Annotated in this window: 15 protein-coding genes and 1 tRNA gene; 5 read left to right on the forward strand and 11 right to left on the reverse strand. The window is 40.7% G+C overall.

Annotation, left to right across the window (positions count from 1 at the left end; translation table 11 throughout):
• Positions 1-143: 143 nt before the first annotated feature.
• The 3 genes from L0668_RS15020 to L0668_RS15030 all read right to left on the reverse strand — a co-directional run bounded on the left by L0668_RS15020 (position 144) and on the right by L0668_RS15030 (position 5,591).
• Entirely contained in the window at positions 144-1,430 is a 1,287-nt protein-coding gene (locus L0668_RS15020) for a HipA domain-containing protein (protein ID WP_235313531.1), read from the reverse strand.
• 2 nt (positions 1,431-1,432) lie between these two features.
• The gene (locus tag L0668_RS15025; RefSeq protein ID WP_235313532.1) at positions 1,433-1,711 is read right to left on the reverse strand and encodes a helix-turn-helix domain-containing protein; all 279 of its coding nucleotides are present in this window, start codon (positions 1,709-1,711) and stop codon (positions 1,433-1,435) included.
• Positions 1,712-2,384: 673 nt separating this feature from the next.
• Positions 2,385-5,591, reverse strand: a complete 3,207-nt coding sequence (locus tag L0668_RS15030; RefSeq protein ID WP_235313533.1) for a DUF3427 domain-containing protein — start codon at positions 5,589-5,591, stop codon at positions 2,385-2,387.
• A gap of 185 nt (positions 5,592-5,776) precedes the next feature.
• On the opposite strand from L0668_RS15030, the gene L0668_RS15035 reads away from it, so the two are divergent.
• Positions 5,777-6,349 (forward strand): hypothetical protein, encoded by a 573-nt coding sequence (locus L0668_RS15035; protein ID WP_235313534.1) that lies wholly within the window; start codon positions 5,777-5,779, stop codon positions 6,347-6,349.
• A gap of 41 nt (positions 6,350-6,390) precedes the next feature.
• On the opposite strand, the gene nadS is transcribed toward L0668_RS15035, so the two are convergent.
• Complete coding sequence (gene nadS / locus L0668_RS15040; protein WP_235313535.1) at positions 6,391-6,675, reverse strand: NadS family protein; 285 nt, start codon at positions 6,673-6,675, stop codon at positions 6,391-6,393.
• Complete coding sequence (locus tag L0668_RS15045; protein WP_268820385.1) at positions 6,672-7,007, reverse strand: type II toxin-antitoxin system RelE/ParE family toxin; 336 nt, start codon at positions 7,005-7,007, stop codon at positions 6,672-6,674. The genes nadS and L0668_RS15045 overlap by 4 nt, the downstream gene beginning before the upstream one ends.
• A gap of 353 nt (positions 7,008-7,360) precedes the next feature.
• Between L0668_RS15045 and L0668_RS15050 the strand changes: the two genes are divergently transcribed.
• On the forward strand, positions 7,361-7,648 hold the full coding sequence (locus L0668_RS15050; RefSeq protein WP_235313536.1) for a helix-turn-helix domain-containing protein: 288 nt from the start codon (positions 7,361-7,363) through the stop codon (positions 7,646-7,648).
• Positions 7,638-8,930 carry a type II toxin-antitoxin system HipA family toxin gene (locus L0668_RS15055; protein ID WP_235313537.1) on the forward strand — a complete coding sequence of 431 codons (1,293 nt, stop codon included), beginning with the start codon at positions 7,638-7,640 and terminating at the stop codon, positions 8,928-8,930. Before L0668_RS15050 ends, L0668_RS15055 begins: the two co-directional genes overlap by 11 nt.
• Positions 8,931-9,376: 446 nt before the next feature.
• On the opposite strand, the gene L0668_RS15060 is transcribed toward L0668_RS15055, so the two are convergent.
• The 6 genes from L0668_RS15060 to L0668_RS15085 all read right to left on the reverse strand — a co-directional run bounded on the left by L0668_RS15060 (position 9,377) and on the right by L0668_RS15085 (position 21,487).
• A tRNA-Ser gene (locus L0668_RS15060) sits at positions 9,377-9,466 on the reverse strand.
• 747 nt (positions 9,467-10,213) lie between these two features.
• Complete coding sequence (locus L0668_RS15065) at positions 10,214-13,351, reverse strand: TonB-dependent receptor (RefSeq protein ID WP_235313538.1); 3,138 nt, start codon at positions 13,349-13,351, stop codon at positions 10,214-10,216.
• Between the two features lie 101 nt (positions 13,352-13,452).
• A complete protein-coding gene (locus L0668_RS15070) occupies positions 13,453-16,689 on the reverse strand; it encodes a glycosyl hydrolase (protein ID WP_235313539.1) in 3,237 nt (1,078 codons plus the stop codon).
• 510 nt (positions 16,690-17,199) lie between these two features.
• Positions 17,200-18,423: an AGE family epimerase/isomerase gene (locus L0668_RS15075; protein ID WP_235313540.1), complete on the reverse strand. Its 1,224-nt coding sequence runs from the start codon at positions 18,421-18,423 to the stop codon at positions 17,200-17,202.
• A gap of 6 nt (positions 18,424-18,429) precedes the next feature.
• Positions 18,430-19,617: a glycoside hydrolase family 130 protein gene (locus L0668_RS15080; RefSeq protein WP_235313541.1), complete on the reverse strand. Its 1,188-nt coding sequence runs from the start codon at positions 19,615-19,617 to the stop codon at positions 18,430-18,432.
• A gap of 31 nt (positions 19,618-19,648) precedes the next feature.
• Positions 19,649-21,487: a sodium:solute symporter family protein gene (locus L0668_RS15085; protein ID WP_235313542.1), complete on the reverse strand. Its 1,839-nt coding sequence runs from the start codon at positions 21,485-21,487 to the stop codon at positions 19,649-19,651.
• 220 nt (positions 21,488-21,707) lie between these two features.
• Here L0668_RS15085 and L0668_RS15090 point away from each other — a divergent pair, with 220 nt between their 5' ends.
• Positions 21,708-22,703 (forward strand): LacI family DNA-binding transcriptional regulator, encoded by a 996-nt coding sequence (locus L0668_RS15090; protein WP_235313543.1) that lies wholly within the window; start codon positions 21,708-21,710, stop codon positions 22,701-22,703.
• 172 nt (positions 22,704-22,875) lie between these two features.
• Positions 22,876-24,066, forward strand: a complete 1,191-nt coding sequence (locus tag L0668_RS15095) for an AGE family epimerase/isomerase (RefSeq protein WP_235313544.1) — start codon at positions 22,876-22,878, stop codon at positions 24,064-24,066.
• Positions 24,067-24,098 lie beyond the last annotated feature (32 nt).

Genomic DNA, 24,098 nt, shown 5'->3' on the forward strand with positions numbered 1-24,098 from the left:
GTAAACTGTAGATTGGGCTTTAGCTCATCAATCTATCTAGCTTCGATCAATAATTGCTAAATTGACACTCTAAAGGACGACCTACAAACACAAAACGTAAGTATACGGTTTGTTTACAGTTCTATTGTTAGAATTTCTTGTACCTAGCTTTGTAAATGGGTGGTTCTCATTCTTATGTTTTCAAGTAACTCATCAATATATGCATGTTCTGCGCTAGACAAGGTTTGTTGTTCGATTAACTCGGTTAAAAAATGCCTATCGTCTAAAGCCTTTAACACAGACTTAGCTAAGTCAGTTAACATTCGAGAAACTAATTTTCTGTCTAAGCCGCAGGTTTCTGCAAAGTCTGCAATTTGATAAGCATGAATACTTTTGGGATCAAACTCATCCCCCATGGCCATAGCAAGCACATGTTTGAACTGTTCGAACATGGCGACATTCACCAAATCATAAGCAGGTGTAAATGAGAAATCACCTAGAGAAAAATACAGCGATACATTTTTACCATGACTGTCGTAATTGTTGATCATTAGATTGAACAACTGCCAGTTAATCAGCCATTGCATAGACTTAACTGGTGATGAGGTACGTTCACAAAGAGCAAACAACCCCTGCAAACTTGCACCATCGCGTATATGTAATACATCTGTGCCATCACCCAAGTTTCTTTCGTATTTATAGTCTCTAGATAAGTTAAGTGCTTGGCATCCATCGATCACATGTCGCCTCAGTACTCGGTTGGAGGTCTGAGCTAGCCTTCGATCAAAACGGGTCACTAACAATGCAGGGTGTGAACCAAAACGTTTGAATGCAACCTCTGCGGTTGGCAGACCTATTGCTGATGATAATTTCATGCAAATATATTCATTCAACACTAAGTGTTCGCAGCTTGGCTTTTCGAACTTTAAAATATGAGTAGAACAATAAGCACCGTCGCCAAAACCGATTTCCCCTTGTGCAGTAACAAACACATTAAGCTTGTCTTGCACTCCCGCCACACTCAACCTTGGTTTATCATCCCATTGCAGCAGGCCGAAATCTTCTTTGTGATTAAGCCGTTCTGTTAACTCTTGCTCCCCCAGCAACCTAAAACTAGCAGCAGCGCTTAAATCCGCAGCGTTATCCGTAAACGAAAAAGCGCCTGACAAATCTTGACCTAACACTCTTATTTGCGGGTAGACCTGTTTTTCAGATACACCTAAGTCCAGTGCCAATAACTTTCTGGCTTCTCCTTCTGGCAATAAGTTATCCAAATAATTGTAGGCAGCAGTTAATGAATGCTGATTATCTAGGGGTAACCCTGTTGAAATGGCATAACCATTTTGTTGCCATTCAGTTTGATAAGTAATACTAAGTAGCCCACTGGCTTCATCTTGAGTAAGCGTACCTACCCGAGTGTCCCGTAAAAATATACCTAGTGAATAAGCCATAATTAGACCCACTCGTCATCTGGAGTATATTTACTGGGCTCTAAGTGTGACAACCTAATACCTAACCCTTTTAGAATAGAAAAGGTAGCACCCAATGTGCTATTTGGGTTGCCATTTTCAATACGTGATAGAGTATTAATGCCCACACCACACAAAGCAGCACAATCAGCCAACTTCATTTTCATTGCAGTACGCTTAGCCTTGATAAGTTTTCCAAGGTTGACCGGATCTAAGATCAAATCCGTTTCCGGCATAGTAGACTGCGTTACTTGCTTACCCATTTATTTTACTCATAATCACCGTTATTAGTGATTATAGGTAAAGGTAGTAAACTGTCAATTAAATTCACCGATATCGGTGATTAATTAAATGTTATAGATAAATCATGAGCTGCGCTCACTTTATGCTTCGCACAGGGATTATTCACTACGTTCACCAAGCATGGCTACGCCATAGGGCATCGCTACGCGACAAAGCATTCACTTCGTTCACCAATACGCTGCGCTCACAAGGCATCGCTGCGCTTATTAAGATCATTCACTACGTTCACCGTCATCCTGACGTTTTTGATAAAGCATCCCTGCTTCACCAGTTACTTCTTTTCAAACGACAAAATAAGTAACCAAGAAAGTCTCTGCTCCCACCAAATTTACTTCGGGCTATCCATGCCCTACGTGAACCAGCTAAAGCTGTTCAAAAGTTTTCCAGAAACTTTTGTCTAATCCATCAAATAATTGTCTTCAATGTTGAGACGGCAATAAGCCGCTCCCAGCTATAAAAGATTGCCTTGTTCGAGCGTCCTTGCTCGAACACACAACAAGCCAACTATTTGATGGGTAATTTGGAGTCGCGAGAAAATCAAAAGCATGGCTTTGCCACCAAAAAACAAGTGCAATTGTGACTTATAGTCCGTGGATTAATAGCTTACTAGAAGCTAATTAGTATTTACATATGTTAGCCAACGGCTAATTTGGCTGTATCGTGCCACATATAAGAAGGCATGGGGTGTTTGAGTTTCCATGTAATATTCATTGGTTGAGAGCCGTCATATTTAACAAATTCAACTGGGCCAAAATTAACAAACCCCATAGTTTTTCCATACTCATCTTTTGATTTCTCACGGACGAATAAAATAATAACTTTGCGATCTTTTTGTTGATTAATATAACTCAACCCTCTTCCTGAGTTTGGCCTAGCACTGTTTTGAGTTTGCCAATGAAATAACGTCGGGCTCAGCGCATAATCATGATACATAGTGGTTGCTGAAAACTGTTTTTCACATTTATCTAGAGTAACAAAAAGTAATTCAGTATTAGCATTTTGTATACTTAGTACACCTTCTCGACTAGAAGACTTTTTATTAAAATCAGTATCGCCAAATGCAACTAAAATATGTTCTTTAGGATATCGAACATGCATTTTTAAAGGTGAATGGTCGATAGTTTGATTACCAACCTTTGGCATATCAAACTCATTAAACTCTAACCTTTCAATTAACACTTCTACGACTTCCAATAATTCTTTCTGTAAATAATTATTGCGTAAGGCCAGTAGGCTAACTTCTACATCTTCAAACCCAGCTTGTGACCCTACACTGTCCCAAAAATCATAATGTGCCATTAAGGCAAATAATTTAATATTCTCTTTGGTACGCACTACATCTTTTTGTGTTTTACACTTTGCCAGTTCGAAGTTTTTCTCACATAAACTTTTTATAAAAAGTAGATAAGAAATAGACGTACAAGTTAATAGGCGATTATTAATAGCTCTGTAGTAGGCTTTATGCAGAGTAATTTTATCTGAATTAATAAGCTTACTCTTAGCAGCCAAAATCAAAGTATTCCAACCACCAAATTTCCCTATCTTAATTTTATAAACATCCTCTAATTTAATATCAGGATAAATATTTAAAAAATTATTTAGGGTTAAAGGAAGATCTGTCACATTGCTGAAGTTTTGAATTAAACTAATTAACTTGTTTTTATTCAGGGTCGCACTCTTGATATTTTTTAAAATCATTTGTTGTGTTTGTTCTTGCAACTCAATTCGGCAACCTATGGGTAAATGAGGAAAACCCTGCTCTATCTCTTTATTCATCCCTTGGTTTGTTTTACCAACCAATGCCCTAAATTTGTGGGTGAAATCATATTCTGGTCGAGAGTTACCTACGAAATCTAATACAGTGCAACAATCTTTATCATCAGTTAAGCGCAGGCCACGGCCTAACTGTTGAAGGAATATTGTTAAACTTTCTGTGGGCCGCAAAAACAAGAGCGTATCCAACTCGGGAATATCGACTCCTTCATTAAATATATCAACCACAAACAATACGTTGATTTGTTTGGTTCTGAGTTGCTGTTGTACAAGAGCACGATCAGCGCTGTTATCACTGGTTAGTACTGCACATGGAATACCGCTTAAAGAAAATTTTTGTTCCATAAAATTGGCATGCTCTTTACTTACGCAAAATGCCAGAGCACGCATTTTGGATATATCTGTAATTATTTCATCAAGACTTTGAATGACCTTCTTTACACGTTGGTCATTCAGAGTATAAAGCCTAGTCAACTCTGCTATATCGTATCGGCCTTTAGACCATGAGATGGCCGTTAGATCAGTATTGTCGTCAATTGCGAAATACTGAAAAGGTGAAAGGTGCCGTTGATTAATTGCTTCAGGTAACCTAATTTCAGCTGCTATCACATTACAAAAGTCAGCAAGAATATCTGTGCCGTCGTGGCGTTCTGGTGTAGCAGTTAATCCCAATAAGATTTTAGGCGTAAAATACTCCAACACACCTCGATAACTCTTAGCTGCCACATGATGTACTTCATCAATGACAATATAGTCAAAGTAGTCTTCACTAAGGGTTAATGTATTGATTTGATTATTCAAACTCTGGATAGAAGCGAATAGATGATGGTAATTATCCGGCTGATTATTGCCTACTAATAGCTCACCGAAATGACCATTTTTTAACACTCCCCGATAAGCACTTTGTGCTTGCTTTAATATTTCTTCCCTGTGAGCTAAAAACAAAAATTTAGCTTCTGGATTTTTTGAATAAAACCGAGCAAAGTCGAAGGCTGAAATTATTGTTTTTCCGGTGCCTGTTGCCGCCACAACTAGATTTCTATATCGAGCGTGAAGTGTGCGTTCAGCTTCTAATTTATCAAGTATGGCTTGTTGATGGGAGTATGGCTTAACATCAAAATAAAAACGTGGTGCATTACTATCAATAGAGCCTTTAGCCTCCTGTAATGCTTGAGTTAACTTAGTTTTACTTTCTAGATTACCATCAAAAATTTCAAAATCAGGAGACTCCCAGTAAGTTTCAAATGTACTCAGGGATTTTTCGATAATATGATGGATTTCTTGCGAAGTAATCTTTAAGTTCCACTCAAGACCACTGGTTAAAGCGGAGTGAGACAAATTAGATGACCCAATATACCCAGTATGGAAACCCGTATTACGAATGAACAAATAGGATTTCGCATGTAAACGCTCCCTATTGGTATTGTAACTAAGCTTAACTTCAGTATTAGGCAACGAAGCTAAAAACTCCACAGCTTTAGCATCGGTAGCTCCCATGTATGAAGTGGTAATTATTTTTAACTGTTTACCGCTACGGGTGAAATTTTCTAACTCTTTTTGGAATATCCTAATACCAGCCCATTTAATAAATGAAACTAACCAATATATTTTGTCGGATGATTGAATTTCTCTTTTAATCTCAGTCTCTAATGACACACCTACGTTACTGCCGCAAAACAACTCACTCTGGCTAAGGCCAGTAATTGGCATAATAGAATCAATATATTTAGGCAAATCTGCTGAGACTGGATTAGCTTTATCAAACAGAGCAGTTAGAATTTTACCTTGGCTATCGATTAAGTTTTCGTTTATCAGCTCATGATCATTTATATGTTCGCTCAACCATTTAACAATGATATTTGCTAACTTAATTTGTTCATGAACTCTTAGCTCCCCACTCGGCACTGAGTCCATAACAATTTCAATGATATGAGTTAAGGACCGTGATAACCATCTAGCCGCTTCAGCTTGCTCTAGATTGCGCTCACCAACGTAAAATTTTTCACGATCTAAATTCTGTTCAACTAACTGAGTGATTAACTGCTCATAAATTCCAGTCGAATTCATGCAAGTCCTTTTTCGTATTTTTAGCTATGACTAGAGTATCTGAAAGGCGCGAAAAACAAAATATACTCAAAGGTTAAATGCCAAAACACCCAAAATAAATTTAACGTTCAATATAAACTGGTGCTCACCCTATATATTGATATTGTTTTACATTACATGACAGTAGGAGCTTTCAGGAAACAAACATGTCTATGCCTTCAATTGATTTGAACTGTGTTAAATGTGACGGGATATGGAATGAGTCTATTACTTGGGGGCCGCACCTTTATGTACATGAAGGTTTAAAAGTTTCTATAAACCGCGAGTTAGTTTGGTGCAAGAGTTGCGATTCATTTACGCCTGTTGAGTTATTTGAACAAAATGATGTGTTGAGTCAGTTTAATGAAATTAGGCAAGAACTAGATCGTTTATTGGCGTACCCAATACTTCAGGTCATCAGTAAATCTAGACGATACAGAATTAAAGACTATCAAAACCAGTTAAGTGAACTGGCATTAAAGTTATATATCTACTCGAAAAGGCTGGGTTCAGAAAAATGTTTAAGCTGTGAAAGCACAGATTTAATTGAATTTAAAAATGACTATTCACTCGATTATCAATCTGGACTTTATCGAGGTATGAAAAAAACTGGGTTTTCTCATCCTAATTGTGGTGGAGAAATTATAGCCATACCCAACCCCATTCGTTTTAACAGAAGATACACTCCAAAGCTCTATGATATTGAAGGGCTAGCCCTTCCGAATAACGATAGTTTTTAACTGCCAAGCAATCAAAAATTCTTAGTCGGCAAAATTGATGTTTAATGATTAGCTAACTCTTGATAAATCGCTGGATTATCTTTGATGGTAGCTAGCACTTTGGCTGCTAAGCCAGTTGGGTTACGACGTTTTTTCTCCCAACTTTTAATAGTATCAACACTGGTACCCAGTACAGCGGCAAACTCAACTTGAGACACATTAAGTTGCGCACGAATGGCTTTAACATCTGCGACTTCATAGGATGTCACACGAGAAGGTTTTTTGTTCCCTTGCTCAATAGCTACAGCTTCTTCAAGAGAAGCTTTCAAATCATTAAATACACTCATTTATCTTCCCCTTTCAATAATTTCACGAGTTTCTTCAACTCGGCTTTTTCACCTTTAGTTAAGGTGACTTTGACACTTTTGGGATACGCCAATATCAAGTGGATCTTTTCAGCATGGGCCAAGAAATAGATCACTCGCGCACTGCCACTTTTACCTTGATTACCTGTGGCCATTCGTATCTTTCGTAGGCCACCGGTATCTTTGATCAAATCACCTTTTTCAGGTTGCGCAATAAGTTCTAATTGAAGGTCTTTTAGTTCATCATCGGTCGCAATAGCGCTAATCTGTTTGGTAAAAATTGAAGTTTCAATAAAATCAATAGCATGGCTCAATAGATTCCCTCCTATCCCAAACAACAAGGTGTACAATGTACACCAATATGGAAATTTACACAACTGATAACGTTTTGCCACCAATGCCAATGCTTTTGATTTACCCCAACTCTATGTTCGCCAATTATCTGTTTACTTTTACAGGGGGAAACTGAATTGTTTGGAGGCACCGCTTCGCCCAGTTGAACTGGCTCGACAAAAAGGCGTGGCTATGCCAAATAGTGATGGATAGAACTCCCATTCAGCACTAGAAACACTCAAGCAAATCACCAAAAAAAATAGATACTATTATATCCATTTATTTAAATTAAGTGCTATTATGGACATATATGTATCCATAACATAAATTCAACATGCATAAACTCTTTACTGAAAATGATATACAGTTAACCCTTGCTAATTATCTACGAGATTTAAGAAAACAAGCTAAACTCTCTCGTGATGCGCTAGCAACCAGAAGCACTGTGCCTTCATCAACCATTAAAAAGTTTGAATTAACTGGGCATATATCGCTGAGACAATTTTTATTGCTTTGGCAGTCTTTAGATGATTTAACTAGGATCCATCAATTAACGGTCAATTATGGGGATAAACACGCACTACCTACATCGATAGATGAGATCTTGAAAGATGAATTTTAAGGCTATTCAAAAGCTGGAAGTGAGCCGCCGACTAACTAGCGGAAAACAAGTTACGGTTGGTGTACTTGCTCAAAATAAGCAAGGTGTTTTCTTTCAATATGCCCCCCAATACCTTGCTAAGTTTGCTAGCCTTTCACCGTTTAATTTGAAATCAGACAATAGTGTGCAACTAGCACCCAAAACACCCCACAATGGCTTGCATGGTGTATTTTCTGATGCGTTACCTGACGGGTGGGGATTGCTTTTACAAGATCGTATTTTTAGGCAACAAGATATTCTACCTAGCCTAGTCACCGCTATGGATAGACTGGCTTTTGTTGGTGATACCGCACTAGGCGCTTTATCATTTTCCCCCGTATCAAAATATGCTACTCAAGATAATCAAGTTGCTGATTTGTTTTCGCTGGGTATAAATGCACAGCAAATTTTCGATGGGCAAACAGATGACGTGCTAAATGCATTAGTAGCAGCCGGCAGTTCAGGGGGCGCTCGACCTAAAGCTCAGATTTATGTAAGCAATAACAATTTTCAAGAATGCAGCACAAAAGAGCGACTGGGGGACCAAGCTTGGATTGTTAAGTTTACCTCTAAAAATCTAGCACTTGGTCATGAAGAAGGGGTATGTGAAGCTGTCTATCTAACCTTAGCTAAGCAAGCTGGTTTAAATCCACCAGAATGGGCATTACTCAACGCACCTGAACATTCAGGTGCCAAACAGTGGCTAGCGGTGAAACGATTTGACCACATCCCCTATCAAAACCAAGCATCTGGGCGTTACCATATGCATAGTGCATGTGGCCTTTTAGATGCCGATTTTAGAGCGCCATCATTAGATTACGATGATTTAATTAGAGCCAGCAGAGTATTATGTAAATCTCCAGCAGCCGGACAGCTTCAGTTCAAAAGGGCCATATTTAATTTATTTGCTTGTAATCAGGATGATCACAGTAAAAATTGGGGTTTTCTTCAAGACGACAGTAACAACTGGACCCTTGCTCCCTTCTTTGACATTACATTTAGCCCTACCCCATTCGGTGAGCATTCAACTGCATATTCAGGCTTCGGAAAGTTACCACCCATAACGGCAATTCAAAAACTAGCACAATCAGCTGGCTATGCTCGTTGGGAGCATGCAAAAATAGTGGTTAAAGAAGTAATGGAAACTGTGTCTGACTTCCCAAATGTAGCGACCAATCTTGGTGTGTCTGCTGCCACTAAAAAGTTAATTACTAATCAATTAGAAAGTAATAAAAAAGCATTACGCAAGACTCTGTCAATCTAGAATATAAGTTTGACTGAGGGTACTCATCCCGACTCTAATCCGCGTAAATGAAAAAGCCCTGCTGGACGGCGCTGGCAAAATAAGAAGCACTTAATTTAGATACAATGAAATTTAAAGGTTAGGAGTCTACTTTACGGGATTCACTCAGGTACATCCTTGTACCTGCCCCTTCGGGCGCCAGTGGCGGTGCACCAAAGTTTGTTGGAACAAACTAGAATAGCTTTTGCTAGCCCACGAAGTGGGTGAACTACATGGATGTAGTGAGTAAAATGTTCCTGACATTTTGTACTCAGGCTATCCCTGCCTTCGCCTACTCCGCAGACCATGCTGCGCATGTTCAAAAATATTCCAGACATTTTTGTCGAACCGCGAGGGTTCTCATCCCGACTCTAATCCGCGTAAATGAAAAAGCCCTAGCGGACAACGCTAGGGCTTTTTCATTTATATGGCGGAGAGAGAGGGATTCGAACCCTCGTTAGGTTTAACCCTAAACACACTTTCCAGGCGTGCGCCTTCAGCCACTCAGCCACCTCTCCGTAAAACTTTTAAATTGTAAGCCTTATTATAATGAGTTAATAAACCTAACTCGGCGCAAGGCGTGCGCTGTTTCTACCGCTTAAAACTTAATACAAAGCAAAAGCCAAAACTGTATACATACGGTGAAATGGTCAAATACACGTCCCTGATGATATACACCCAATCTCGCCATCCATGACTCGATGTTAAACCACCGCGGAGCAGTGCTCCTAAATATAGTGGTTTAACCCACCTCTCCGTAAAACTTTCAAATTGTGAGCCTAATTTATAGTGAGTTATTAATTCTAACTCGGCGCAAGGCGTGCGCGTTATTCTACAGTTTAAGACTTATTACAAGACAAAAACCATATACATACGGTGTAGTAGTCAAATACACTTCCATGATGATATGCACCCAATCTCGCCATCCTTGACTCGATGTTAAACCACCGCGGAGCAGTGCTCCTAAAGATAGTGGTTTAACCCACCTCTCCGTAAAACTTTTAAATTGTAAGCCTAATTTATAGTGAGTTATTAACTCTAACTCGGCGCAAGGCATGCGCTACTCATAAAATCTAAATGACTTTCTGAGGGCGCGTATGTTAGGTAAATCAAGGCCATGAATCAAGTTAAAAACCCTAGTTTTAGAATAATTTAACGAAACCCACACTTAATTCTCTTTTATGCTGTAGTTTCTCCTTTCTAACGTACAAAAAAGTAGCACATAAAAAAGCCCTCCGAAGAGGGCTAATCACACTCTTAACACTTTACAGTTTAACTTGTACACCCAAAGTTAAACGACGTTCAGCATAGACTCGGCTATCAATATTCGATTGCCATTGATGATAGTTTTCTTGGTACTCTTCTGTCAGGTTAGTCCCTTGCATTGATATCGTTACCATCTCATTAACGTCATAGCTTACCGAGGCATCCACGTAACTGGTGGCTTGTGTCCAATAGGCAAAACGATAAGCGCCTTCGTACTTCACACCATTAAACATTTCACTACGGTAGTTATGGGCAATACGCGCTTGTAGACCGTCTTTTTCATACCACAAGGCTAAGTTAGTTTGATGCTTGGAGTTACCAATACCCGGTAATGATTGGCCATAGAAATCCATGTCGTTACTGTTACTCGGTGAATAAGTATAGTTGGCAGTGATACCAAAGCCACTGGCCCAGCCGTCAAGGAAGTCTAAGCCTTGCTGGTAGCCGATCTCAACGCCCGGATCGCTCCAATCTCCTGAGATATCAAAGGTCTCGGTAGTTTGAATCGGAACGGTGCCGGTAAAGCTGTCAGTTGACAGGTTATAACCTCGCACCACACCATCACTATCGACAATATCATCACGCTCGATTAATGAGGTTCTGAATTCGGTATTACCGCGGCCAATAAACACGCCAAGGTTAAACATACCGGTTTCACTGAAATACCACTCATAGGAAATTTCGGCGTTATCATTACGGTTAGGTTGTAAATTAGGATTACCATCTTGGCCACCACCAGTAGCACAGAAAACTTCTTCGCCTTGGGCATTAGTGATACCGCAGTTTTTCACGCGGTTAACGGTTAAACCACCGGCCAAGCTATCGGTATTATGGGTCGATACCGTTTCAGTGTAAGAGAAACGCAATATCTGCTCATCATCAAGATTCAACGCAAAGTTAATGGCTGGCAAGAAATCACTGTAGTCATTAATAGTGTTAATCTTATTGCCATCGGGCTGCAATATTCCTGGACCAATTAAGAAATCCTGACCATTAAAGTTAGCTACTGTACCTTGTAAGCCCTCACTTTGAATAATATCGAACTCGGTTTTGATATAGCGAAAACCCACATTACCGGTATAAGTCATACCGGCGATATCGCCCTCTAAGTTCGCTTGGAAGTACAACGATTGGGTTTCTTCTCTAACGTTATACACATTGGCTGCGTCAGGCACCAACACGTTAGTACCGTAAATTTCATTGTGCCAGGCGATAGGATCTTTCATCGCTTTGGGGTCAATAAAATACAAGGTGCCTAAACCCGTGGTCCCATGAAAGTCACTGATACCGGTGATCATGCCTTTGCCATCAAGTTCAGTGAATGACATCGGCTCGATATAAGACTCAAGAGTCAATGGGGCTTGAGTAGCAACATCTTTCCAGCGAGCCAAGAATGCATCGCCATATTGGTTGGTACGTGCCACACCGCCATACCAGCCGTCTTTGGATACTTCGCGTTTACCGATACGCGCACCAAAATCCACCGAGGTGAACATATCTAACGCATCTAACTCCAGTATATAGCTTCCATCAAAACGTAGGATGTCCAAATCCGCATTAGAATATTCACCGTACAAATTACTAGATTTATTGCTATAACGGTTCATATTACTACCAAATTGTTCGGTGGTAATACTGCCATCAGATTCGGTGAAATCCATCGATGGGAATGCCCAATTTTGCGTGCCACCGGCATAGGAAATTTGAATAGGGATTTGTGTATAGGCATCCACTGCTGTGCCATCGGGCAATGTCGCTGGCAGCCCCGCATAACCCCATGGGTTTGCATCGCTGATAAATTCGGTCCCTGGCCCATGGTAGGTATCACCAATTTGTGAACCCGAGGTAATAAATGAGTCGATAACACTGCGGCTCATATCATTGACCGCTTCACCATGTACCCAACGTACTTTACCGGTAAAATTGCCACCATTATCAAAGGCTAATTCCAAATTAGTATTCAATGCTTCTTTGTCTATCGCCCAGGTTTGGGTATGGGTTTTCACCGCCCGCGCCTGATAATCGGCCGCCTGAATGGTGTAATAATTACCCTCGTTGGTGGTAAACACGCCATCCGAACTGGTGATATTTGGATACTCAGTAGTTTCGGTCGGTGTATACCAACCGGTTACCCCTTGCCATGCTTGGCTGGCCACAATACCTGCAAAGTATTGGTATTCTTCTAACTTGGTATAAAACACATCACCCGTTAATTTTAATGAATCTGTCAGCTGGATCTGCAAAGAAGTATTCACCCCAGTGCGATCTCGCTCTATAAAACGGTTACTGGCTTGATGCCCTTGAAAGCCGTAATAGACATCATTAAAGTCACCATCACCGTTAACGTCCACATTATCTTGCACAAAGTTAGAAGTTTCAGAAGCATTAAATGACCAACCGCCATATTGCCCGGGTTCTCCACCCTGTGAGCCATTGGTATAGTCCGCCAAATAACTACTGGATTGTGAGACGTTTAAAGTAAAACCATAATCACTATCTTGGTTGTAACCGACAAACGCCGATAACGCACCATCAGTTTCTTTACCGAGTGATCCACGTTGTGCTTCAGCCTTACCTAATGCAGTCCAGCCATCTTCCAATAAAAATGGGCGGTTGGTTTTAAGATCAATTGTACCGGCTAAACCACTGACCACATTACGGGCTTGTGATGATTTATACACATCCAAGCCCGACACCATAGTCGATGGGATATCGGCAAAATCAGGTGTAATAGTAGTCACGTTACCTGCCGATAACATTTGTTCACCATTTAAGGTAGTAGTGACGTTACCATTACCACGAATGTTAACCAAGGCGCCTTCACCACCAGAACGGGTGATTTGAATACCGGTAATACGTTGCAGTGAATCCGCAATAGTCGCATCGGGTAATTTACCAATATCAACCGCACTGATTGAATCCACCACACTGCCAGCGAAGCGTTTATTAGCTATCGATTGGATAAGTGAACCACGAATACCACGCACAATAATCACTTCATCATTAGGTTCAGCTTGATTAGTAGATTCATTTTGTTGAGCCAAAACATCGCCCGAGAGCACTATACTTGCGGAAATACTAGCCGCTATACTGGCAGACAAAAGACTGCGATTAAATTTTTTACTGTGGAAAGACATATTCATTCCTTTCTTATTAAATTGGTCGTGCAGGCCACACTCAATGCCAATATTTGTGCATTGAGTGAGCCTGAATAGAGGCTATTCGATATATTTGTAAATTATTCGAATACCACGTTATCTATGTAATAGTGAGATTCAGAGCTACTATTTACAGCCCCCATAAAGCGCACACCAAACCCGCTAATTTCACCCATATCTGCAATATCTAACGACAATTCAGTACCTTCAGCCGCCAAATCGAACGCACCTCCATCACGCCACGCGCCGTCTTTATCTTTGGCAAACAGTTGCACTTGTACCGCATCACCCGCTTCTTTGGCATAAGCCGTGACGTTAAGTGTAGAAACAGTTCCAAGTAACAAGCCGCCTACTGGATAGGTTTGTAAAATGATATTGTCATCACCATCGACTAATTGAGTGGTACCTGCTAGCGAATAATTACCCTCGGCTGTCCAGTCGCTGGCGATATGTAAACCTGATGCAGGCCCCCAGTTCACTTGGAATTCCCAATCTTGTGTACCCTCAAAGTCATACAGAACAGCATCATCGGCGCGGATGTTATCAATATAGAATTTGGCGTTGGTTGACGCGGCGTCAAAGTTTTCAATCTGTACGCCTAAACCGGCTAACCAAGTAAAGCCTGATACATCCACTTCTAGCTCAATGCCGTTATCAGCAATAACTTGCGCACCAGAATCAACCCACACCCAATCATCACCATGTTTAACAAAGAGTTTGATGGTAGTTGCTGCTCCGGCATCGATTGCATGGCCGGTTAGTTTGATGGTGCTAACATTAGTCACATCAATACCGCCGGCGGGGTAAGCTTGGAATACTACGCCGCTTGGGTCAGTTTCTTGAGTGAGGTCTTTATACAAGGTTAAGGCACGTGAGCCTGTGGCAGACCAATCATCGGTAATGGTGATCCCAGAGGTATTCGCCCAATTAACTTGCGCGCCCCAATCACCAGCAGCGGGTTCAAAATCGTATAACACTGCATCATCGGCACGCACGTTATCCAGATAGAATTCAGCAGCGGTAGCTGTAGGGTCAAAGTTTTCAATATGCAAACCTAAGCCGGCGAGCCAATCAAATTCAGACACATCTACCGACAATTCGATACCATCGGCGCTAATAGCCATAGCACCAGAATCAACCCACGCCCAATCATCACCATGTTTAACAAACAATTTGATAGTGGTATCGGGTCCGGCATTAACCGCATGAGCACTGACCGTGATGGTGCTGACTTCGCTAACATCGATGCCAGCAGCAGGATAAGCTTGGAAAACCACCCCTGTAGGATCGGTTTCTGCACTTAAATCTTTAACTAGGCTCAAGGCGTTGGCACCATTAGTCGCCCAGCCACCACTAACACTTATTCCAGGAGTATTTGCCCAGTTAATCTGTGCCCCCCAGTCTGCAGTTGATGTCTCAAATGTGGCCCATGCACCGGCTTCCACTTTAGAGCGGCCACCTGGAATATCAGCTAAATTGATCACCCCATCATAGGCATAATTAGTATCAATAGTCGCGGCATCTATGCCATCTGGACCATATTCACCACCTGAATTCCAAGTGATAAAGAAAGACCACCAAGCATTTTGCTCATGCATGAGTGCAACATTAGGAATAGTGCCCGTTTCCGTTAGAGCGACCATTTTTTTACCATTATGACGATCTTTTAGAATCGCATATTGGCTCTTGAACGGATTATCGGCGTTGTTACCGTCGTAGCCGTCATAACCGACTATATCCACATAAGCATCACCGGGGTACCAATTTTCATCAATGCTACCGGCATGGGTATACACCCAAATCAGGTTATTTAAGCCATGGGTATTGGTCATGCGCTCGTACATGAGGATCCACAACTCTTTTAGAGCATCGGCTCCGGCTGCGCCCCACCAAAACCAAGCGCCTTCGGCTTCATGCAATGGACGCCATAGAATGGGAATTTCAGCGTCGGAAAATTTCTTCAACTCGGCAGAAATCGTATCGATATCGCTAATTAATGCAGTATATTCAGGGCTGCTGGTATCGGCCAAGGCAGCGGCTAAATCAAAGCTAGTAGCGCGAGTATAAAAACCTGACCACCATGCTTCGTCACTAGAGCCGGATACATCCCCCACACCATCACCATCGGCATCGAGTAAATGCATAGGCGCATTCCAATGCCATAACGCCGACAACATCACGTTTTTAGTATTATGGTGCGCAATCATAGCTTCGGACAAACCAACAGAATCGGTACCATTACTAACACGGGTGGCCGACATATCGATAAAATCAAAACCAATAATAGCTGGTGCATCATCACTGGTTGCAGCGACAACTTTGTCAAACTCGACCAATGGGAATGAGCCATCGCCCTTATTTGGATATTCCGTTTGCCCAGATAACGTACCAACACCGTAATTGGCTGATAAGTATTCCATCATGCTAACCGCAGATGCTTGAGCATTGGGGTTAGTCAGTGTGGCCGGAACGGCTAACGGTGCAGGCGGTTGCGCGGCAGGTACCGTCATTAAATAATCAAGACGGTAATAGTTCCACCCACCACCGACTTCAATCACGTTATCACCTGCATTTAATTTAACAACGCCAACGCGATACTCAGACACGCTACCCGTAGCATTGATAACTAGTTCATTATCCACCCCATTAACCGTAACAATGGCATTTTTACTACCATAACCAGCAGCCGGAATACCAAAAGCAGCATAAAGGGTGACGAACGCATCTTGTTCCATAGGAATGGTAAATACTACTGATGCACCCGGAACAATATCTGCAGTGTGAGCACCAGATGCGCCACTTAAATAGTTATCACCCGAAGACACAGCTTCTACTGAGACTAACTCGGCATATGCAGGGTCTTCGATTTCATAGAAAATCTTGGTGGCGGGATCAAATACCGTCACCTCGGTTTCAGCAACTAATGGATCACCATTAACATCTGTGGCTACGCTACCATCGCTATTAATTGCCGCGATTTGGAATTTGAAAGATTCAATACCAATAACATCAGGTGCGGTAAAAGTAATATTCTCAGATGTCCAATCGGTCACCCCTTCAATCGCAGTACCTTCAATTTGGGTCCATACAATAGATTGACCATTAACAGTGCCAACCAAGCGTCCACTCAAGGTCACATTACTGCCTGGCTCATATTCAGCGCCATTACCAGCCAATATGCCGAGAGGTCTATCTTCCGGCGTATAAGTCGCCGTATCAGTATTTAGCTTTGCCTCATCAACACAGCCCGTAGAAATGCCAGTTAACAATGCGATTAACATTGCACCAACTGGTTTTATGCTTGTTTTAAGTCTCATTTTTAGCCTCTAAAATGGATCATTTTAGTAAGTAGTTAGTTTACCCACCAAAAATGAACCGGTTCATTTGGTTTTTACAAAAAAACCGGAATGCTTCATTAACAACAAAGTGAACCGGTTTACATTTATACAATTAAATTAATCTATATGCGTGACAAATTCAACCCTTTTATTACAAAAACTTAACAATGTGATTTATTTAAATTTTGAAAGAACCACGGTTTGTATATTTGCTGGTTAAGATTCGCCTGATTCGTATATGGCAATGACTCTATAATGGTAACGACCATCTTTAAGTACAGAGTGATCTTCAAATAAATCATGCTTTGTAGGAGCAAATATATTTCAACCATCAGATACGTTTTCTGCAAAAACCTGCCATTTTTTTGAGCAGAATTTATTCTCTCAATGCAGTAATACCCACCGGTAGGCGCACCTAACCAATTTAGTTTTAATTTATAAGAAATAGGGTGGAGTACTGGCGGCTCAGGAATAGGCAAAGTAAGATTTTCATTTGGTTACCAGTTTGTCGAATAATTTAATGGTTTCCATCATCGCCCTGCCATTGTGGTACGGCGCTTTCCAAAAGCCTGCTTTGTAGCTATCTTGGCTTTTTCCCCCTTCAATATTGGCCAACCAAAACCATTCTCCGTGGATAGGATCTTTATGATAGAGCTGAATGAACTGCCAAACACTTTCACATATTTGAGTCATTCTCTTGTCACCATTAAGGTGAAATACATTTAAAAACCCCACTAAAGCTTCTGCTTGTACCCACCAAAAAGCATCTTGAGCCTTATGCTGGTTTACGATGTCAAAATCTTCACATACTTGTCCGTAATCGCCCAAAGACTCTTGGGCACATACATTTGCTATGTGAATTATCAAAGGCTGCCACTCTGCATGTAGTTGTGGACAATCTAAAATCTCTACCGCCTCCCAAATTAACCAGCTGGCTTCTATGTCGTGACCATAAGAGAAGCTTGTAGATTGATCTTGCCAATCCTCAGTAAAAAATAACTTTAAATGACCATTTTCGAGATCCAAAATATGCTGTTTAAACATAACGAGTATATGCCTTAAGGCCTCTTCGACTTTAGCGCTCGGGTTAACCTTATACAAGGCTGCATATGCTTCTAATACATGTAAATGAGTATTCATAGACTTAGGCGTATTCATGTCTTTTTTACTTAAGCGAAAATCTTCGATGGGCTGCCAATCTCGCTGATAAGCTTCAATGTAACCACCGTATTTTTTATCTCTTGTATGCAACTCAACAAAAGAAAAATACTCCATGGCTTTGTTCAGTACTTGTGGATCAAGCGTGGCTTTGTAAAAAGCACAAAATGCGTAAATACAGAAACACTGCGCATAGGTTTGCTTTTTACTATCTACACATTCACCTTGGTGATTAAGCTCCCATACAGTGCCGCCAAATTGTTTATCATCAAAGTGCTTCATCAAATATTGATAACTGCGCCTTGCTGTGGCCAATGCCCTTTGCCCAGCTTCGGAATCTAAACCTTTAAACACGGCTAGCTCACTAAAAAACCACAATATACGGCTATTCAAAATAATTCCTTTGTTAGCCTGATATTGCGGTTGATTGACTGAATTTACTTCGCCTATAAAACCACCATCTTGGTGATCTATAGTATGGGTTTGCCACCATTCAGTGATCTCCTCTAGTTCGTCTAACATGGCTTGTCGAGTAAATGGTTGAGATTGATGCATAAATGACTAAACCCGCTTAAACTCTGCGTTACGAGCAATCAAATCATTAATCGATTGCACAGATGTAGCTGATCGTAAACCGTCCTGAGGCGTGTTAAGACAATAATCCACTAACACATCCACTGTACTGGTTGCCACATGCATACGAGTGTCTGACGAGGCATAATAAATAAATAGCTCTCCTTTGCTATTTTTAATCCAGCCATTGGAAAAGGTCACATTCGACACATCCCCTACTCTCTCACTTCCTTCGGGCGCGATAAGGTACCCTGCTGGTTTATGAGTGACCTGCCAAGGTTTATTTACATCGGTTAAAAATGCATAAAGTACGTAGCGCAAACCCGCTGCCGTGTTGCGCACACCATGGGCTAAATGCAACCATCCTTTGTCTGTTTTAATGGGTACAGGGCCTTGGCCGTTTTTGACCTCGGTGATGGTGTGATAGACCTTTTGATCAATAATCACCTCTTCTTTTACTTCAGCGTTTACCATAGATTCAGACAGGCCCCAGCCAATACCTCCGCCACCACCAACTGAAATAAAGCCATCTTGTGGACGGGTATATAGTCCATATTTTCCATCAATAAATTCTGGGTGCAAGACTACGTTTCTTTGTTGTCCAGAATAAGTAATGAGATCCGGTAAACGTTCCCAATTAACTAAATCTTTGGTGCGCGCAATTCCACACTGGGCTTCGGCGGCAGAGGTGTCTTCTAGGTGGGCTAGATCTTTTCTTTCAGTACAAAACAAGCCGTATATGTAACCGTCTTGATGCTGAGTCAAACGCATGTCATATACGTTAGTGTCTGGCCTGTCTGTTTCCGGCATAGTGATGGGTTTATCCCAAAAGGTAAAATTATCTACACCATTATCACTTTCACAAACAGCGAAATAGGATTTTCTATCCACACCTTCGACACGTACCACTAATACATATTTGCCGTTAAATAATATCGCTCCAGAATTCAGGGTAGCGTTGACAGCAATACGCTCCAATAAATTTGGATTAGTTTCGGGGTTAAAGTCATAGCGCCAATTAAGTGGGATATGCTCGCGGGTAACAATTGGATTTTGCCAACGGGTATACACACCATTCCCCAAAGATTCTGGTGAATTAGGTTTAATTAGCAACTCGGAGTGCTCCTGAGTTAACCGGTTCATTCTTAATTCGAACTCAGCTGCTGTTAAAGACATAATAATTTTTCTCACTCAATAATGTTGGCCGCTAAGCCTTAGAGGTTAATTGCTGTAAGTCAGCAGGATAATCAGATAATTTGTTCCACCAGTTTTTCTTTAAAAACCAAGAACATAATATTGCGATGGCGCAGGCTATGGTCATACTTGTCCAATCTTCTATCACCATAAAAATGGGAGCAGCGGTTAAACTGGTGTGCCATATCAAGCCAACCAAAATATTCGATGCATCTTTTTTAAACTCTTGATTGCCCGATATCTGTGGATATTCTTTTTGTAATTCGAGTAACACGGGTTTCCAAATGCCCCATGGACGAGTTTTTAAATAGAAAGCTTTGAGCACTTCCATATCATCTGCAGGTCCCATTAGGCTTACAAAAATACAAGCGAACAAACAAACCGCAAACATTACAGGAAATGCATATAGAGGCGATATGTCGGTGAACATCATGGGAATTGCTGCCAAAATGCCAACTGCCATACCGGCAAAGTAACCCATGCCGGTAAATCGCCACCAATACCACTTGAGCAAATTAGATGCGGTGTAGCCACCATAAAGAGCAGAAACCAACCACAGTACTATGTCATTCAAAGAAGGAATAAACAGACCAATTAATGTGCCTAATACGATAAAGAAAATTGAAACGGCGTAACTCATATAAACATAAGTCTTAGGGTCTGCATTTGGGTTGATATAAGTACGGTAGATGTCATTCACCACATAGGCTGGAGCTGCATTTGTAGTGGCGGCAAAGGTCGACATAAAAGTAGCCAGTAAACCTGCGAGTATTAACCCTAACAAGCCTGCAGGCACGTAGTTGGCTAATGCAAAAGGTAGAATTTGTTCGAAGTCTACATTTGGTCCCATTGCTTGTAAATCAGACGAAAAATATACCAAAGCTAATATGGTTAAGCCGGTGATCATCATGTATCGAGGGAATAATAAAACCAAGTTTACAAAACCGCTCATCTTAGCTGCTTCGCTTGGCGTACGGGCTGATAACACTCTTTGCATATCAAAGTTTGGAGCCGGGCCTGCTAAACTTTGCAAGATCCCTTTAAACAACACCAACATGAAAAATATGGAAAACAACGACCAGCCATCATCTACAATTTTTTGATTGGCACTGTCCAGAATGCCAGTCCAATCTAAACCTAGATCCCAGCCAAAAGATAAACTGCCCCATCCATCCGGTGTAACCTTAGCTAGCATATCCGGCGACACTTGTTGCATGGCAATAATTCCGATGGCAATACATGCAACTGTCATAATGATAAACTGTAACACTTCAGTAAACACCACTGACACCATGCCACCTTTCACCACATATGACGCGGTAAGAAAGGTCATGATCAATCCATAATAAATTTCGTTAGTACGAGGATCTGATGACAACTCCCATGGTAAAAATACTGCTGCAAACTTACCTATACCAATAAAGCCATAAGCCAGAAACCCCAACACACTTAATAACGCAAAACCCACCACAATAAAGTGACTTAGCCTAGCGCCTTTGCCTTCACCAAATCTAAACTTGATCCATTCTGCCCCTGTCATTACGCCAGAGCGACGTAACCAAATAGACAAAAAAACCATCAAAAATATTTGATTAAAACTGGGCCACAACCAAGGGATGTAAACACTTTTAAGACCGTATATGAATAACAAGTACACCATCCACATAGTGCCACTGATATCAAACATGCCAGAGGCATTAGATAAGCCTAATAACTTCCAGCTAAGCTTATTGTTACCTAAGAAATAGCCTTCAACATCTTTATTAGCCGAACGTGAAATCCAAATTCCAAGCACAACAATAGCCACTAGATAAAGGCCAATAATTGATAAGTCGAGTGTGGTTAAATTCATTATTATTACCTTGTAATCCGGCCTAATTATTTTTTATATTTACTTTTATTTGAGGTAAGCAAATATAAATTTGTTGCTCAAACATTAAAAATGAACCGGTTCATATATATTTAGACTAACCATAACTGTTCTTTATTACCAGTTTAAATTACAATTTATTAAAAATATTTTCGAATGAAAAACAATATAACTAAAATTTTCAATAAGTTAAGGTGGTATTTTGGCAACTATTCGCGACGTAGCTAAGGAAGCAGGCTTATCTACAGGGACTATTTCTAAAGCTCTGAGCACACCTGAACGGGTTTCGAAAAAGAACTTAGAAAAAATTCAAATAGCCATAAAAAAGCTAAAATACAAACCCAATATGTTAGCCCAAAAGTTCCGGGCAAAGTCTTCCAAAACCATTGTGGTACTAGTACCAGATATCGCTAATCAATTTTTTGCTAGCGTGATTAGTGGCATTGAACTTGTAGCGCAAAACCGCGGTTACAGTGTGTTACTGGGCGATACAAGAGACTCTGCCGTCCGTGAACGTGAGTTTGTACGAATGGTAGAAACCAAGCTGGCGGATGGCATTATCAACCTGCGCCCATATAAAAAAGAAGACGCCATATTACCTCAGGATGATATTCTCTCCGTCAGTGCAAGCTCCTGTGAAGGCACACCTTCTTATTCAGTTCGTATAGATAATGTAGGCGCGGCCAAAAAAGCAGTCAGTCATTTAATTGCCTTGGGCCATAAACGCATCGGTGTTATCTCTGGTTTAAAGGAAAACCCTCATAACATTGATAGATTTAACGGATACAAAGCGGCATTAGCTGACGCGAATATTACCTATGATCCAAAACTAGTTGTAGCTGGTGATTTTAATTACTGGTCAGGCTTAACCGCGGCAGAACAATTTTCAATCATGAAACCAAGACCCACAGCGATTTTTTCTATGAATGATGAAATGGCAATTGCCGCTATTCGCGGGTTCAAGGATAAAGGCATCAACATGCCAGAAGATATGTCAATTATTGGTTTCGACGACATGGAAGTATCACGATACTGTATACCCACTCTTACCACTATATCCCAGCCTGCCGAAAAAATAGGCGAAAAATCAGCTGAGTTATTATTGCAATTAATCGAAGGAAAAAAACCGGAAACAGAAGAATATATTTTGCCATATGAATTTGTAATACGAGAAAGTATTGCGCCACCCAAAATATAAATAAACCCTAATTCTCAGATACAGTTTCAAGCGCACCCTGTGCGTTTGCCTTTGTTATGCACTCAATTATAAAAATCTTTTCCATGATTAACTCTTTACAAAATGAACCGGTTCATTTATTTTACTGAAAAATATTAAAGTGTCTGTGTTAAAAAGGCTAGCCGGTTTACTCATGAATCCAAATCCACTTAATTCTAACCACCAGAAGTTAAAAGTTGATATCGAGCAGTACCTAGCTTGGTTGCATAAACTAGCTGTGCCTTGCTGGATCGAAAGAGGATTAGATCCACAAGGTGCAGCATACGAACGTTTATTATCAAATGGACAAGCTGATTTGAATTGTGACCGCCGCGTTAGAGTTCAGGCTAGGCAAATGTTTGTTTTTGCAGCAGCCCATAAAAACCAATGGATAAACAATGGTTTGGAGCTTATCGCTGGTTTAGACCAGTATGTTCAGCGTTTCGCCAAAACAAATAACTCAGTTATTTTTGCCCATATTTTAGATAAAGATAACCAAGTCATTAACCAGTCACATGACTTGTATGACGTAGCCTTCTTTTTATTAGCTTACGGCTGGCGATACCATGTGTTTAATGACTTAAAAGCACTCGATTACGCAAATAAATTACTCCTGCAAATAGATACCGATTTGAAGGGCCAAGCAGGTGGCTGGCGAGAAGGTTCGTACACATATCAGTACCGAAGACAAAATCCACATATGCATTTATTCGAAGCATTTTTAACCCTGTATTCAGTCACAAAAGACGCTAAATGGCTGGCCAAGGCTGGTGAAATATTTAGCTTATTTGAAACAATATTTTTTGATTCAAAGCAGCAGGTATTATTAGAGTTTTTTAACCATGATTGGACACCTTGTCACGATGCAAAAGGACAAATCATTGAGCCTGGTCATATGTTCGAATGGGTATGGTTATTAAGACAATACAGCCTTTTGACCGGCACACCTGTTGATGATTACTGCCATGCTTTGTATCACAAAGGATTACATTATGGGTTAGATCAATCCAGTGATTTAATTCTTGATGAGGTCAGTCTATCTAATACCAAACACAAACAGACAAAACGTTGTTGGCCAATGACAGAATGGATTAAAGCGGCGTTAGCCCAAGCGACCTATTGCAAAAAATCAGACCAATATAATTATACTCATGATGCACAAATTGCTTTATCTAGTTTATCGAAACACTTTCTAGTAGCAAACACCAATGGTAGTTACGTGGATCAATACGGTGTCGAAAATCAAGTGATTTCAGACTTTGCACCTTCTAGCACCTTATATCATCTAGTTATGGCTGGGCTAGAAGCGAAACGCTTTATTCAAGATAAAAAAGATGTGTTTTAGCACAATTACAACCGCTAAAAAAAGCAGTAAAC

The sequence above is a fragment of the Paraglaciecola algarum genome (assembly GCF_021532655.1).
GTDB classification, from domain to species: Bacteria; Pseudomonadota; Gammaproteobacteria; order Enterobacterales; family Alteromonadaceae; genus Paraglaciecola; species Paraglaciecola algarum.

Excerpts from the sequence above, each read along its gene's own strand:
- L0668_RS15030 (WP_235313533.1), bottom strand. The coding sequence starts at position 5,591 with ATGAATTCGACTGGAATTTATGAGCAGTTAATCACTCAGTTAGTTGAA.
- L0668_RS15035 (WP_235313534.1), top strand. The coding sequence starts at position 5,777 with ATGTCTATGCCTTCAATTGATTTGAACTGTGTTAAATGTGACGGGATA.
- L0668_RS15020 (WP_235313531.1), bottom strand. The coding sequence starts at position 1,430 with ATGGCTTATTCACTAGGTATATTTTTACGGGACACTCGGGTAGGTACG.
- L0668_RS15025 (WP_235313532.1), bottom strand. The coding sequence starts at position 1,711 with ATGGGTAAGCAAGTAACGCAGTCTACTATGCCGGAAACGGATTTGATC.
- L0668_RS15075 (WP_235313540.1), bottom strand. The coding sequence starts at position 18,423 with ATGCATCAATCTCAACCATTTACTCGACAAGCCATGTTAGACGAACTA.
- nadS (WP_235313535.1), bottom strand. The coding sequence starts at position 6,675 with ATGAGTGTATTTAATGATTTGAAAGCTTCTCTTGAAGAAGCTGTAGCT.
- L0668_RS15055 (WP_235313537.1), top strand. The coding sequence starts at position 7,638 with ATGAATTTTAAGGCTATTCAAAAGCTGGAAGTGAGCCGCCGACTAACT.
- L0668_RS15085 (WP_235313542.1), bottom strand. The coding sequence starts at position 21,487 with ATGAATTTAACCACACTCGACTTATCAATTATTGGCCTTTATCTAGTG.
- L0668_RS15065 (WP_235313538.1), bottom strand. The coding sequence starts at position 13,351 with ATGTCTTTCCACAGTAAAAAATTTAATCGCAGTCTTTTGTCTGCCAGT.
- L0668_RS15080 (WP_235313541.1), bottom strand. The coding sequence starts at position 19,617 with ATGTCTTTAACAGCAGCTGAGTTCGAATTAAGAATGAACCGGTTAACT.
- L0668_RS15070 (WP_235313539.1), bottom strand. The coding sequence starts at position 16,689 with ATGAGACTTAAAACAAGCATAAAACCAGTTGGTGCAATGTTAATCGCA.
- L0668_RS15095 (WP_235313544.1), top strand. The coding sequence starts at position 22,876 with ATGAATCCAAATCCACTTAATTCTAACCACCAGAAGTTAAAAGTTGAT.
- L0668_RS15050 (WP_235313536.1), top strand. The coding sequence starts at position 7,361 with ATGCATAAACTCTTTACTGAAAATGATATACAGTTAACCCTTGCTAAT.